This is a genomic window from Nocardioides montaniterrae (genome assembly GCF_054782655.1).
The window spans coordinates 86,441-100,248 of record NZ_BAAGSB010000006.1; the positions used below are offsets into that span (position 1 = coordinate 86,441).

11 protein-coding genes are annotated in these 13,808 nt (G+C 70.3%); 10 read left to right on the forward strand and 1 reads right to left on the reverse strand.

The window, feature by feature from the left end:
• Window positions 1-13: 13 nt before the first annotated feature.
• From ACYVJ3_RS11115 to ACYVJ3_RS11140, 6 genes are read left to right on the forward strand one after another with little or no spacing between them, the layout of a single operon-like run.
• Window positions 14-559 carry a rod shape-determining protein MreD gene (locus ACYVJ3_RS11115; protein WP_460853047.1) on the forward strand — a complete coding sequence of 182 codons (546 nt, stop codon included), beginning with the start codon at window positions 14-16 and terminating at the stop codon, window positions 557-559.
• Window positions 556-2,691: a penicillin-binding protein 2 gene (gene mrdA, locus ACYVJ3_RS11120; RefSeq protein ID WP_460853048.1), complete on the forward strand. Its 2,136-nt coding sequence runs from the start codon at window positions 556-558 to the stop codon at window positions 2,689-2,691. The genes ACYVJ3_RS11115 and mrdA overlap by 4 nt, the downstream gene beginning before the upstream one ends.
• Entirely contained in the window at window positions 2,688-3,899 is a 1,212-nt protein-coding gene (gene rodA / locus ACYVJ3_RS11125; protein WP_460853049.1) for a rod shape-determining protein RodA, read from the forward strand. Before mrdA ends, rodA begins: the two co-directional genes overlap by 4 nt.
• Window positions 3,900-3,920: 21 nt before the next feature.
• Window positions 3,921-5,498 carry an MDR family MFS transporter gene (locus ACYVJ3_RS11130; protein ID WP_460853050.1) on the forward strand — a complete coding sequence of 526 codons (1,578 nt, stop codon included), beginning with the start codon at window positions 3,921-3,923 and terminating at the stop codon, window positions 5,496-5,498.
• Between the two features lie 23 nt (window positions 5,499-5,521).
• Window positions 5,522-7,519 carry a TIGR03960 family B12-binding radical SAM protein gene (locus ACYVJ3_RS11135; protein ID WP_460853051.1) on the forward strand — a complete coding sequence of 666 codons (1,998 nt, stop codon included), beginning with the start codon at window positions 5,522-5,524 and terminating at the stop codon, window positions 7,517-7,519.
• A 2-nt stretch (window positions 7,520-7,521) separates the two neighbouring features.
• On the forward strand, window positions 7,522-7,863 hold the full coding sequence (locus ACYVJ3_RS11140) for a hypothetical protein (protein ID WP_460853052.1): 342 nt from the start codon (window positions 7,522-7,524) through the stop codon (window positions 7,861-7,863).
• 42 nt (window positions 7,864-7,905) lie between these two features.
• Here ACYVJ3_RS11140 and ACYVJ3_RS11145 read toward each other — a convergent pair whose 3' ends face one another.
• On the reverse strand, window positions 7,906-8,802 hold the full coding sequence (locus ACYVJ3_RS11145; RefSeq protein WP_460853053.1) for a DUF4190 domain-containing protein: 897 nt from the start codon (window positions 8,800-8,802) through the stop codon (window positions 7,906-7,908).
• A gap of 51 nt (window positions 8,803-8,853) precedes the next feature.
• Here ACYVJ3_RS11145 and ACYVJ3_RS11150 point away from each other — a divergent pair, with 51 nt between their 5' ends.
• From ACYVJ3_RS11150 to rpmA, 4 genes are all read left to right on the forward strand, one after another.
• Window positions 8,854-9,573, forward strand: a complete 720-nt coding sequence (locus tag ACYVJ3_RS11150) for a TIGR03936 family radical SAM-associated protein (RefSeq protein WP_460853054.1) — start codon at window positions 8,854-8,856, stop codon at window positions 9,571-9,573.
• A 316-nt stretch (window positions 9,574-9,889) separates the two neighbouring features.
• The gene (locus ACYVJ3_RS11155; RefSeq protein WP_460853055.1) at window positions 9,890-12,973 is read left to right on the forward strand and encodes an Rne/Rng family ribonuclease; all 3,084 of its coding nucleotides are present in this window, start codon (window positions 9,890-9,892) and stop codon (window positions 12,971-12,973) included.
• 190 nt (window positions 12,974-13,163) lie between these two features.
• The gene (gene rplU / locus ACYVJ3_RS11160) at window positions 13,164-13,466 is read left to right on the forward strand and encodes a 50S ribosomal protein L21 (RefSeq protein WP_460853056.1); all 303 of its coding nucleotides are present in this window, start codon (window positions 13,164-13,166) and stop codon (window positions 13,464-13,466) included.
• Window positions 13,467-13,495: 29 nt separating this feature from the next.
• Window positions 13,496-13,753, forward strand: coding sequence for a 50S ribosomal protein L27 (gene rpmA / locus ACYVJ3_RS11165; protein ID WP_460853057.1), 258 nt, complete (start codon window positions 13,496-13,498; stop codon window positions 13,751-13,753).
• Window positions 13,754-13,808: the final 55 nt, after the last annotated feature.

Genomic DNA, 13,808 nt, shown 5'->3' on the forward strand with positions numbered 1-13,808 from the left:
CGGACGAGTCGTCGTGACCGCGGTCCTCGTGGTCGTCGCGCTGCTGCTGCAGGTCACCGTCCTGCCCGAGCTCGGGTGGCCGCGCGCCGGCTACGGCGCCGTGCCGGGTGCCGTGCTGCTCGTCGTGGTCGGCACCGCGCTGGCCACCGACACCCGCTTCGCCACCCTGACCGGGTTCTTCGCCGGCCTGCTCCTCGACGTCGCCCCGCCGGCCGACCACGTCGCCGGCCGCTGGGCGCTCGCGCTCACGGCCGTGGGGTACGTCGTGGGCCGGGTCAGCCATGACAACCAGGCCGACCTGGGCCGCCCGCGCAGCGGCCTCGGCGTGGTCGTCGTCTCCGTCCTCGGCGGCTCCTTCCTCGGCAACTCCGTCTTCGCGCTCACCGGCCTGGTGCTGCACGACCTCGGCCTGAGCGTCCACGAGGTGCTCCAGGTCATCGGCGTCGGACTGGTCTGGGACCTGGTCGGAGCCGCGCTCGTCGTACCCGTCGTCCTCCGTGCCCACCGCGGGTCCGGCCGGTCGCCCCTGCGCCCCCGTGCGCGCCTCGGCCTGCGATGAGCGCGCAGGACACCGAGGGCAACGCGCGCACCAGCTGCCTGCGCCTCATCGTCATCCAGGTCCTGGCGGTGTCGCTGCTCGGCACGCTCGGCGCGCGGCTGTTCTACCTCCAGGTGATGACCGGTGACACCTACCGCGGACAGGCCACCGCGCAGTCGATGCGCGACATCGTGGTCCAGCCCCAGCGTGGCCTGATCGTCGACGACCAGGGCCGCCCGCTGGTCGCCAACCGCCTGGTCTGGGTGGTCTCGCTCGACAACGGCGTGCTCGAGCGGATGGAGCCCGGCGAGCGCAAGCGGCTCGTGCGCCGGGTGGCCGACGTGGTCGGCAAGCGCCCGCTGGCCATCGAGCGCAAGCTCGTCCTCTGCGGCACGACCGGCTCGGTCAACGGCCAGTGCTGGAACGGCTCGCCGTTCCAGCCGGTACCGATCGCCGAGGACGTCGCCCAGGACGTCGCGCTGCGGATCGAGGAGCAGCCCGAGGACTTCCCGGGCGTCGTGGTCGACCAGCAGAGCGTGCGGGCCTACCCCTCGCCGTACGGCATCAATGCCGCGCAGGTCCTGGGCTACCTCAGCCCGATCACCTCCGACGAGCTCAAGCGGGCCACCGGCAACGACGACACCTCCGTCAACGGCGCGAGCGTGATCGGCCGATCGGGGCTCGAGCGTGAGTACGACGACTGGCTGCGGGGCCAGCCCGGCTACCAGCAGGTCGCGGTCAGCTCCGCGGGCCAGGTGCTCGGCGATGTCGGCAACCTGCGGGCCCAGCCCGGCGACACCCTCGTCACCTCCATCGACGCCCGGGTCCAGGGCGTGGTGGAGAAGCAGCTCCACGAGGCGATCATGACCGCGCGAGCGACCGTCGACCCCGTGACCGGGCGCCGCTTCGCGGCCGACTCCGGCGCGGCCGTGGTGATGGACGCCCGGACGGGCCGCATCGTCGCGATGGCCAGCCAGCCGACGTACGACCCCGAGGTCTGGACCGGCGGCATCACCCAGAAGCAGCTGGACCGGCTCTACTCCAAGAAGGCCGGTACGCCGCTCCTGAGTCGCGCCTACCAGGGCGAGTTCGCGCCGGGCTCGACGTGGAAGCCGATCATGACGACCGGCGCGCTGACCCACGGCTACTCCACCAAGACCGTCCTCCCGTGCTCGAGCGCGGTCCGGATCGGCAACCGGCTGTTCCACAACCACGAGTCGGCGGCGTACGGCTCGATCACCTTCGCCAAGGCGATCGAGGTCTCCTGCAACACCTTCTTCTTCCAGGTCGGCATGCACTACTGGGAGAAGTACGGCTCCGACGCCTTCGACGTCAACGCCAAGGACCCGCTGGTCGAGGAGGCCGAGAAGTTCGGCTTCGGCAAGCCGACCGGCGTGGACCTGCCCGGCGAGTCGTCCGGGCGCATCGCCGACCGCAAGTGGCGCCTGGCCTACTGGAAGCAGATGAAGCCCTACTACTGCGGCATCGCGCACAAGCCGCAGGACGCCAAGACCTCGAACTTCCTCTACACCTTCGCGAAGGAGTTCTGCATCGAGGGCGAGGCCTACCGCGAGTACGACGCGGCCAACTTCGCGATCGGCCAGGGCGACACGGTCGTCACCCCGCTCCAGCTGGCGAGGGCGTACGCCGCGCTGTCCAACGGCGGCACGCTCTTCGAGCCGACCATCGGGCGCGCGATCGTGTCGCCGAGCGGCCGGGTGCTGCGGCGGATCACCCCGCGGATCCAGGCGAAGGTGCCCATGCCGGGCTACGTCCACCGCTACCTCGGTGAGGCGACCGCCGGCGTGATGAGCGAGGGCACGATGGCCTGGAAGATGGGCGGCTTCCCGCTCGACAAGGTCCCGCTGCACGGCAAGACCGGCTCGGCCGAGGTCCTCGGCAAGCAGTCGACCGGCTGGGTGGCGTCGTACGACAAGAACTACGTCGTGGTCATGATGATGACCCAGGGCGGCACCGGCTCGGGCTCGGTCGGTCCTGCCGTCCGCAAGGTCTGGGAGACGCTCTACGGCATCGAGGCCGAGAACGTCGATCCCAAGAAGGACGCCATCCCCGGAGGTACGCCGCCCGACGCGTTGCCGGTGTTCGGGCAGGACGGCTCGATCCTTCCGCCGGCCCGCAAGGAGGGCTCGTGAGCAGCATCCGCCAGGCACCCGCGTCCCGACGCAACCGTTGGTCGAGCCTGCCGAGACCCGCCGACCTCGACCTGCTGCTGCTCGGCGCCGTGCTGGTGCTCAGCGTGCTCGGCTGCCTGCTGGTGTGGTCGGCGACCAGCCATCGCGACACCCTGACCGGGGGCCACCCCAAGGCGTTCCTGGACAAGCAGGTCGTCAACGTCTTCATCGGCGTGATCCTGCTGGGCCTGGTGACGCTCACCGACCACCGCTGGGTCCGGATCCTGGCCCCGATCGCCTACCTCGCCGGCATCGTCGGCCTGCTGCTCGTGCTGGTGATGGGCTCGACCGTCAACGGCTCCAAGTCGTGGCTGATGCTCGGCGGCATGTCCTTGCAGCCCTCGGAGCTGGCCAAGCTCGCGGTCGTCGTCGGCATGGCGCTCGTCGTGGCCGAGCGCAGCGAGGGCCGGTGGGGCAAGGGCGTCGGCACCTCCGACGTGCTGCTCATGCTCGCCGTCGCCGGCCTGCCCGCCGCACTGATCCTGCTCCAGCCCGACCTCGGCACCATGCTCGTCCTGACCGCCACCGTCTTCGGCGTCATCGCCGCCTCCGGTGCGGACAAGCGCTGGCTCGGGGGCCTGGCCGTGGCCGGTGTCGTGGTGGCCACGCTCGCCGTGGTCAGCGGTGCGCTCAAGCAGTACCAGGTCGACCGGTTCATGGCGTTCACCAATCCCGACCTCGACCCGAAGGGCGCCGGCTACAACGTCGAGCAGGCGCGCATCGCGGTCGGCAACGGCGGCTGGTTCGGCCAGGGGCTGTTCCACGGCTCGCAGACCCGGGCCGGCTTCGTGCCCGAGCAGCACACCGACTTCGTCTTCACCGTCGCGGGGGAGGAGCTCGGCCTGGTCGGTGCCCTGGTGATCGTGGCGCTGCTCGGCATCGTCCTGTGGCGCGCGCTGCACATCGCCGCCCGCACCGACGACATGTTCGGCCGGATGGCCGCGGCCGGCATCGCCTGCTGGTTCGGCTTCCAGGCCTTCCAGAACATCGGCATGTGCCTGGGGATCATGCCCGTCACCGGCGTACCCCTGCCGTTCGTGTCGTACGGCGGCAGCTCGATGTTCGCGGGCATGCTCGCGGTGGGCCTGCTGCAGAACATCCACCTGCGCAGCCAGGCTTCTCCCGGGGCCCGTCTGCAACCGGCCCAGCGGGTGCTGGTCCGCGGCTGACGAGAGTAAGGTTGTTTGCTGATGTCAACCGAATCGGGTGAGTACACCCACCGCCAGGTCCTCACGATCCTCTCCGGCCTGATGCTCGGCATGTTCCTCGCCGCGCTCGACCAGACCATCGTCAGCACCGCCATCCGCACGATCGCCGACGACCTCAAGGGTCTCGACCTGCAGGCATGGGCCACGACGGCGTACCTCGTCACCTCGACGATCACCACGCCGATCTACGGCAAGCTCGGCGACCTGTGGGGTCGCAAGAAGCTGTTCATGTTCGCGATCACGCTGTTCACGATCGGCTCGGTGCTGTGCACGTTCAGCCAGTCGATGTACGAGCTCGCCGCGTTCCGCGCGGTCCAGGGGCTCGGTGCCGGTGGCCTGATGACGCTGGTGCTGGCGATCATCGGCGACATCGTCTCCCCGCGCGAGCGCGCCAAGTACACCGGCTACTTCATGGCCACGTTCGGTACGTCGAGCGTGCTCGGCCCCGTCATCGGCGGCTTCCTCGCGGGCACGACCTCGATCTTCGGCATCGCGGGCTGGCGCTGGGTCTTCCTGGTCAACGTCCCGATCGGCATCTTCGCGCTGCTCGTCGTGTGGCGCACGCTCCACGTCCACCACGTACGCCGCGAGGCCAGGATCGACTGGATGGGCGCGCTGGCCCTCGTGGTCTGCCTGGTGCCGCTGCTGACCGTCCTCGAGCAGGGCCAGGGCTGGGGCTGGGGCTCGAGTCGCTCGATCGTCTTCTTCGCGATCTCCGTGCTCGGACTGGTCCTCTTCATCGCGGCCGAGGCGCACATGAAGCTCAACGCGCTGATCCCGCTCAAGCTCTTCACGATCCGCCCCGCGGCGGTGACCATCGTCGCCAGCGTCATCGTCGGCGCGGGCCTGTTCGGCGGCATGATGCTGCTGCCGCTGTACATGCAGATCGTGCACGGCGCCTCGCCCACCAAGGCCGGCTTCATGATGCTGCCGATGGTCGCCGGCATGATGACTGCCTCGATCGCCTCCGGAAAGATCATCTCCCGGACCGGCAAGACCCGGCTGTTCCCGATCTTCGGCACGGTCGTGATGGCGATCGGCATGTTCCTGCTGGCCCACATCACCGCCGACACGCACCTGTGGCTGGTCATGATCTTCATGGCGATCGTCGGCTTCGGCGTCGGCAACTCGATGCAGCCGCTGATCCTCACCGTGCAGTCCGCCGTCCCGCCGACCGCCATCGGCGTGGCGACCTCCTCGGCCACGTTCTTCCGCCAGATCGGCGGCACCATCGCGGTCGCCGTCTTCTTGACGATGCTGTTCAACGGCGTCGGTCCCCACATCAAGGACGAGTTCGTCAAGGGCCACATCGACCCTCGCCCGTACGCCGCGGAGCTGGCCACCGTCAAGGAGGACTCCTCGGTCATCGCGCGGTTGCCCGCCGCGCCGGCGCACGCCGTCAAGGCGGGTTTCGCCGAGTCGATGCAGCCGGTGTTCTGGTGCGCGTCGGGTCTCGGCGTGCTCGCGTTCCTGGTGCTGCTGCTGATGCCCGAGGTCGAGCTGCGCCAGACCTCGGCCTCGGCCGAGCGCGCGGCCGCCGCTGCTGAATCGGTCGGCTGACCTTCCGCGACTAAACTCGGGTCATGCCCGGTGAGTCCCTCTTCCCCGTCATCGAGCCGCACCTGCTGACGGTCTCCAAGCCGATCCAGTACGTCGGCGGCGAGCTCAACTCGGTGCACAAGGAGTGGGGGGACGACGTCGCTGGAGACGTCATGGTGCGCTGGGTGCTGATGTACCCCGACGCCTACGAGGTCGGCCTGCCCAACCAGGGCGTCCAGATCCTCTACGAGGTGCTCAACGAGCGCCCGTGGATCCTCGCCGAGCGCACCTACGCCGTGTGGCCGGACATGGAGAAGATCCTGCGCGAGAAGGGCATCTCGCAGTTCACCGTCGACGGCCACCGCGCCGTGGGGGAGTTCGACCTGTTCGGCCTCTCCTTCTCCACCGAGCTGGGCTACACCAACATGCTCAACGCGCTCGACCTGGCGGGCATCCCCCTGCACGCCGTCGACCGGGACACCCACCCGCTCGTCATCGCCGGTGGCCATGCCGCGTTCAACCCCGAGCCGATCGCCGACTTCATCGACGCGGCCGTGCTGGGTGACGGCGAGGAGGTCGTCCTCAAGATCTCCGAGGTCGTCCGGGAGTGGAAGGGCGAGGGGAGCCCCGGCGGACGCGTCGAGATCCTGCGCCGGCTGGCCGTCTCCGGCTCGGTCTACGTCCCGCGCTTCTACGACGTCTCGTACGACGACACCGGCGCGATCGTGTCCGTCGTACCCAACATCCCGGACGCCCCTGAGCGCGTCCGCAAGCACACCCTGATGGACCTCGACCAGTGGCCCTACCCGCGCAACCCGCTGGTGCCGCTCGCCGAGACGGTCCACGAGCGCTTCTCGGTCGAGATCTTCCGCGGCTGCACCCGCGGCTGCCGGTTCTGCCAGGCCGGCATGATCACCCGCCCGGTGCGCGAGCGCTCGATCACCACCATCGGCGACATGGTCGAGAACGGCATCAAGAAGACCGGCTTCGAGGAGGTCGGCCTGCTCTCGCTGTCCTCCGCCGACCACACCGAGATCGCCGACGTCGCGACCGGCCTGGCCGATCGCTACGAGGGCACCAACGTCTCGCTCTCGCTGCCGTCCACCCGGGTCGACGCCTTCAACATCACGCTGGCCAACGAGTTCTCCCGCAACGGCCGGCGCTCCGGCCTGACGTTCGCGCCCGAGGGCGGCAGCGAGCGGATGCGCAAGGTCATCAACAAGATGGTGACCGAGGAGGACCTGATCCGGACCGTCGCCGCGGCGTACTCCCACGGCTGGCGCCAGGTGAAGCTCTACTTCATGTGCGGCCTTCCCGAGGAGACCGACGAGGACGTCCTGCAGATCGCCGAGCTGGCCAAGAAGGTCATCGCGACCGGCCGCCAGGTCTCGGGCCGCAACGACATCCGCTGCACCGTCTCGATCGGTGGCTTCGTGCCCAAGCCGCACACGCCGTTCCAGTGGGCGCCGCAGCTCGACCACGAGACGACCGACGAGCGGCTCAAGGCTCTGCGCGACACGGTCCGCGACGACCGCAAGTACGGCCGTGCCATCGGTTTCCGCTACCACGACGGCAAGCCCGGCATCGTCGAGGGACTGCTCTCGCGCGGCGACCGCCGGGTCGGCGGGATCATCGAGCAGGTCTGGCGCGACGGCGGCCGCTTCGACGGCTGGAGCGAGCACTTCTCCTACGACCGCTGGATGTCCGCGGCCGCGACGGCCCTCGAGGGCACCGGCGTCGACGTCGACTGGTTCACCACCCGCCCGCGCGAGTACGACGAGGTCCTGCCCTGGGACCACCTCGACTCCGGCCTGGACAAGGACTGGCTGTGGGCCGACTGGGAGGACGCCCTCGCGGTCGCCAACGGTGAGGACGTCGAGGTCGAGGACTGCCGCTGGACGCCCTGCTACGACTGCGGCGTGTGCCCGGAGATGGGCACCGAGATCCAGATCGGCCCCACCGGGCAGAAGCTGCTCCCGCTCGCGGTCGTCGGGGCCGGTTCCTCCGCCTCCGCTGGCACCGTCACCCAGGTCGTCTACTAGTCATGGCCTGGACGGACACGCACGAGTTCGACGAGCCGTTCCTCGACCTCCGCGGCGGTGACGAGAGCGCGGACGCGCTGACCGACGAGCTGCTGCGCGAGCTGGCACCGGGACACCCGCTGCACGGTCGCGACGTACGCGTCATCGCACGCTCGCTCGTCACGGACGCGGTCGTCGTGACGGTCGACGACGAGGTCACCCTCGTCGACCTCACCTGGACCCCCCGCAAGACCGAGCGCCCGCCGCTGCCGACCACCCGTGTGGTCGCCGGCGTTGCCGAGCTCGATGCCGCGCACGGCGACTCCGTGGCGCGCGCGGCGAGGGATCAGGCCGAGCAGGTCTGAGGCCGGTCCGGGCGAGCCTCACTCACAAGTGAGTGAGGTTCGTCAGTGGAGCAGGTCGGAGGTCAGCTTGGTGCGACCCTCGAGCAGGCAGACGTACTTGTCGCCGTCGCTCGGGTTGTCCAACGACTTCTTGTCGCCGATCAGTGCCCAGTTGTAGGCCTCGCCACCGCCGATCTGGGTGATCGTCGCCTGGCCGACCAGCTGCGAGCAGACCTCACGCGAGGCGTTCGACTCGGTCAGGTCACCGAGGGCCGTCCCGGCCGAGACGTTGGTCTTGATCTCTCCGAACGTCCCTACCCACATGATCTGGGCGTCGTGGTCCTCGTCGCACGTGGTCTTGCTCAGCGAGTAGGTGTTGTCCTTGCGGTCGACGTCGACGCACTGGCCGGTCTTGGCGTTGTCGGGCGTGACGTTGCTCTTGACCGCGTCGACGATGGCGAACGCGAGGATGACGCCCCAGATGAGGACGCCGATGAAGCCGACGATCACGCCGGTCAGCGCGAAGCCGCGGCCACCGGCGCGGCCCTGCTTGGTGCGGCTCAGGCCGACGAAGCCGAGCACGATGCCGACCGGGGCGGGCAGGCAGACCAGGAGGCCGACGATGGAGGTGACCATCGCGGCGATCGAGATGCCGTCGGTCTTCCCGGTCGGCAGCGGCTGGTAGCCGGGCTGGCCGTAGGGCGCCGAGCCGTAGGGAGCCGAGCCGTACGGCGGGGCCGGGGGAGCGGCGTACGGGTTGGCGTTCGGCGCCTCGTACGGGCTCGGCGGCACCGACGGCTGGCCGTACGGCGCCGCGGGCGGCTGGCCGTAGGGAGCGGACGGAGCGGCCGGCGGCGGCGCGTAGGGGTTCTGCGGAGCGCTGCCGTAGGGATTCGAGGTCGGAGCGTCGCCGTACGGGTCGGGGTTGTTCGGCTGCCCGGGCTCGTTGGTCTCGCTCACGCCTGCACCCTAAGGCCTGGGGCCGACGGGCCCGGCGATTAGGCTGCGCGCGTGGCTCGACAGCAACCCGAACAGCAGGCTCCGCCCGTCCAGCGGCTGCGGATCCGCTACGCCAAGCGCGGACGCCTGCGCTTCACCAGCCACCGCGACATCTCCCGTGCCATCGAGCGCGCGGTCGCCCGCGCCGCCATCCCGATGGCCTACTCCTCGGGCTTCCACCCCCACCCGCGCATCTCGTACGCCGGCGCCTCGCCGACCGGCGCCGCCAGCGAGGCGGAGTACGTCGAGCTGGGCCTGGCCCAGGTCTGCGACGCCGAGGACGTACGCCGCGACCTGGATGCCGTCCTGCCCGACGGTCTCGACATCGTGGCTGTCGTCGACGGTGCGGACACGCTCGCCGGCTCGCTCTCCGACCTCCTGCAGGCCAGCCGCTGGCAGCTCGACATCGTCGGAGCCGAGCCGTCGGAGGTCGTGGCCGCCGCGGAGAGGTTCCTCGCCGCCGGGTCCGTCGAGGTCGAGCGGATGACCAAGAAGGGGCTGCGCAGCTTCGACTGCCGCGCTGCGGTCGTCACGCTGACCGCCGACGAGAACGGCCGGTTGGACCTGCTGCTCGAGCACGGCACGCCCGCCGTACGTCCCGACGACGTGATGACCGGCCTCCGGGAGGTCGGCGGGCTGCCGGCCGAGGCGACCGCGCTGCTGACCCGGCTGAGCCAGGGGACCCTCGACCGTGACGCCGCGGAGGTCGGCGACCCGCTGGCGAACCGCTAATGGCCCGCCGGGTGGACCGCTGTGCGATACTCGCCACAGGTCGGACCTCCAGGATCGACCCGACGACGTTCTCGCCGGCACCGCAGCAACCAGCTGAGGGACCGGCACAACTCGGAACGGCTCGTCGCCAGACCGCGACGCATGCGGCGGATCAGTGACAGGGATCCAGCCGGGCGACCGCGGCAGGTGGGGAGCGGGCCCGAGCTGACGCCCTGCGGAGGGTGTCGTCTACCAACAGGCTTGACGTCGTCCGCATGCGTGCGGCGGCGTACGACACAGGGGAGACCGAGCTCGCTCGGCCCCGAGGAGTAGCGCAATGACCGACGCGCCCATCGAGAACACCACCGAGACGACCCCCGAGGTCGTCGAGAAGCCCGCCAAGAAGGCGCCGGCCAAGAAGGCCCCCGCCAAGAAGGCCCCGGCCAAGAAGGCGGCAGCCAAGAAGGCCGCCGGCCCGCCGGTCGAGCCTGAGGCGGCGGGCGAGCCTGCCGAGGCCCCCGTCGAGAAGCCCGCCAAGAAGGCGCCGGCCAAGAAGGCAGCGGCCAAGAAGGCCCCCGCGAAGAAGGCACCGGCCAAGAAGGCCGCCGCGCCCCAGGTCGAGCCCGGGTCCGTGGTCGAGCCGGGGTCGGTGGTCGAGCCCGAGTCGGTGGTCGAGCCCGAGTCGGTGGTCGAGCCTGTCGAGACCCCCGCCGTGCTCTTCCAGGCGCCGGAGAAGAAGGCGCCCGCCAAGAAGGCCGCCGCCAAGAAGGCGCCCGCCAAGAAGACGGCCGCCCCGGCTGCAGAGACCACCGAGGCCGCCGACGCCACCGAGACCGCCGACGCCGAGCAGCCCAAGAAGGCCCCGGCCAAGAAGGCCGCAGCGAAGAAGGCGCCCGCCAAGAAGGCCGCCCAGAAGCCCGCTGACGAGGAGCTCCCGGCCGACGCCGAGGACGAGGCCGACGAGTCCGACGAGGACGACACCGACGAGGACGGTACGCCGAACGGCGCCCCGCGTCGCCGGCGTCGCCGTGGCGGCCGTCGTCGCCGCAAGCCCGGCGGTGCCGGCAACGGCAACGGCGAGGGCGGCGCGGACGACAACGACTCCGACGACGAGAGCGACGACCAGTCCGACGACTCCGAGGGCTCCGACAACGAGTCCGAGAACGACGCCGAGGGCAACGCCGACGGCGAGCGCCAGGGCGGCGGATCGTCGTCCTCCTCGCGCCGTCGCCGCCGCCGCCGCCGTGAGGGCGAGGGTGGCTCCGACGAGGGCGACGACTCCGGCACCTCGAACACCGTGACCCGGGTCCGCCCGGCGAAGTCCGCCGAGGACCAGATCACCTCGATCCAGGGCTCGACCCGCCTCGAGGCCAAGAAGCAGCGTCGCCGCGACGGTCGCGAGGCCGGCCGTCGCCGCGCACCGATCGTCTCCGAGGCCGAGTTCCTCGCCCGCCGCGAGTCGGTCGACCGCGTCATGGTGATCCGGCAGAAGCCGGACCTGACCCAGATCGGCGTCCTCGAGGACAAGGTCCTCGTCGAGCACTACGTCGCCCGCGAGTCCCAGACCAGCCTGATCGGCAACGTCTACCTCGGCCGCGTCCAGAACGTCCTGCCCTCCATGGAGGCGGCGTTCATCGACATCGGCAAGGGCCGCAACGCCGTGCTGTACGCCGGCGAGGTCAACTGGTCCTCCCTCGGCTGGAAGGAGGGCACCCCGCGCAAGATCGAGTCGGTGCTGACCTCCGGCCAGACCGTCCTGGTCCAGGTCACCAAGGACCCGATCGGCCACAAGGGCGCCCGCCTGACCTCGCAGGTCTCGCTGGCCGGCCGCTTCCTCGTCTACGTCCCGGACGGCACGACCTCCGGCATCTCCCGCAAGCTCCCCGACACCGAGCGGGCGCGCCTCAAGGCCCTCCTCAAGGAGATCGTCCCCGAGACCGCCGGCGTCATCGTCCGCACCGCGGCCGAGGGCGCGGCCGAGGACGAGCTGACCCGCGACGTCGAGCGCCTCAAGTCCCGCTGGGAGGACATCGAGAAGCAGGCCAAGACCGGCACCGCTCCCAAGCTCCTCTACGGCGAGCCCGACCTGACCCTCAAGGTCGTCCGTGACCTGTTCACCGAGGACTTCGCCAAGCTGGTCATCCAGGGCGACGACGCGTGGAACACCGTGCACGAGTACGTCCAGGGCGTCGCGCCCGACCTCGCCGACCGTGTCGAGAAGTACGCCGGCGATGGCGACCTGTTCTCGGCGTACCGCGTCGAGGAGCAGATCGCCAAGGGCCTGGACCGCAAGGTCTGGCTGCCCTCCGGCGGCTCGCTGGTCATCGACCGCACCGAGGCCATGACGGTCGTCGACGTCAACACCGGCAAGTTCACCGGCTCCGGGGGCAACCTCGAGGAGACGGTCACCAAGAACAACCTGGAGGCGGCCGAGGAGATCGTGCGCCAGCTCCGGCTGCGCGACATCGGCGGCATCATCGTCGTCGACTTCATCGACATGGTGCTCGAGTCCAACCGCGACCTGGTGCTGCGTCGCCTCGTCGAGTGCCTGGGCCGTGACCGCACCCGTCACCAGGTCGCCGAGGTCACCTCGCTCGGCCTGGTCCAGATGACCCGCAAGCGGATCGGTACCGGTCTGCTGGAGGTCTTCAGCGAGAACTGCAGCCACTGCCAGGGCCGCGGCGTGGTCGTCCACGACCTGCCGGTCGAGCCCAAGCGCGGCGGCGGCGACGTCCCCGGCGCCGAGAACAGCGAGCCGCGGCGCGGCAACAACCGTCGCCGGCGCGGCAAGGGCACCGGTGGCGAGGGCGGCGAGAACGCCGAGACCAAGCCGGCCGAGTCCAAGCCCGCTGAGGCCGCCAAGACCGTCCCGTCACCGGTCGCCGTCGCGGCGCTCGCGTCGACGCATGGCCCGGTCGACCCCGAGGTCGACGTCGAGGAGCCGTCGGTGGTCGAGCCCGAGCCGGTGGTCGAGCCTGCCGAGACCTGCGACGACGCTGCGGTCGAGACCCCGACCGTCGTCGAGGACGCGGTCGAGGAGCCCGAGGTCGTCGCCGATCCCGAGATCGAGCCGGAGCCGGTGGTCGAGCCTGCCGAGACCCCCGAGCCGGCCAAGCCGGTCGTCGTGACCCAGGTACGCCGTGGCGGCGCCAGCCGCGCCGCGCAGACCACCGCGTCGAGCACGCCCGAGCCGATCGTGGTCTCGGCGCCGACGGAGGTCGTCACGACGGCGGCCGCGTCCACCGAGGCTCCCAAGCCGGTCGTGGTGACCACCACCCGCCGCCGGGGTGCCTCCACCGCGGCAGTCGCACCCGCCGTACCTTCCGAGGACGCGCCTGTCGCGGCCGAGGCGACCGAGGACGAGGAGGGCGCCACCGCCCTGCACGTCCCGATCAAGAAGAAGGGCGCGCGCAAGCGCTGACCCGGACCGGATCCACCCGGATCCCCGCTGCACTGATTTGGTTCAGGCGGGTTTCCAGCCCTACGATTGACCGTCGGTCCGCCTCACGGCGTACCTGCATCACATCGTCGCGCTGGCACCCGGTTCACACCGTGCAGTGCTGCGGACAAACAGAGTTTGACCCACTGGTAGTCGAAGCAAGGAGACCGCGGTGTACGCGATCGTGCGCGCTGGCGCGAAGCAGGAGAAGGTCGCCGTTGGCGACGTCATCGAGATCGACAAGATCTCCGCGGCTGTCGGTGAGACGGTGTCCCTGCCCGTGCTGATGACCGTCGACGGTGAGACCGTCGTCGCGACCGGTCTCGACAAGGCCTCCGTGTCCGCCGAGGTCATCGGCGGCTGGAAGGGCCCGAAGATCGTCATCCAGAAGTACAAGAACAAGACCGGCTACAAGAAGCGCCAGGGTCACCGCCAGAAGTACACCCAGGTCAAGATCACCGCGATCAACGCCTGACGCGTCGACAGATATCAAGGGACTGAGCAATGGCACACAAGAAGGGTGCAGCGAGCACCAAGAACGGTCGTGACTCGAACGCCCAGCGCCTCGGCGTGAAGCGCTTCGGTGGTCAGCTGGTCAACGCCGGCGAGATCCTGGTCCGCCAGCGTGGCACCCACTTCCACCCCGGCGCAGGCGTCGGCCGTGGCGGCGACGACACGCTGTTCGCGCTGATCGCCGGCAACGTCGAGTTCGGCAAGCGCCGCGGTCGCAAGGTCGTCAACATCGTGCCGGCCGGCGAGTGACGCTGGCTCACTGAGCTTCGAAGAAGGGCGTCCCACATGGGACGCCCTTCCACTT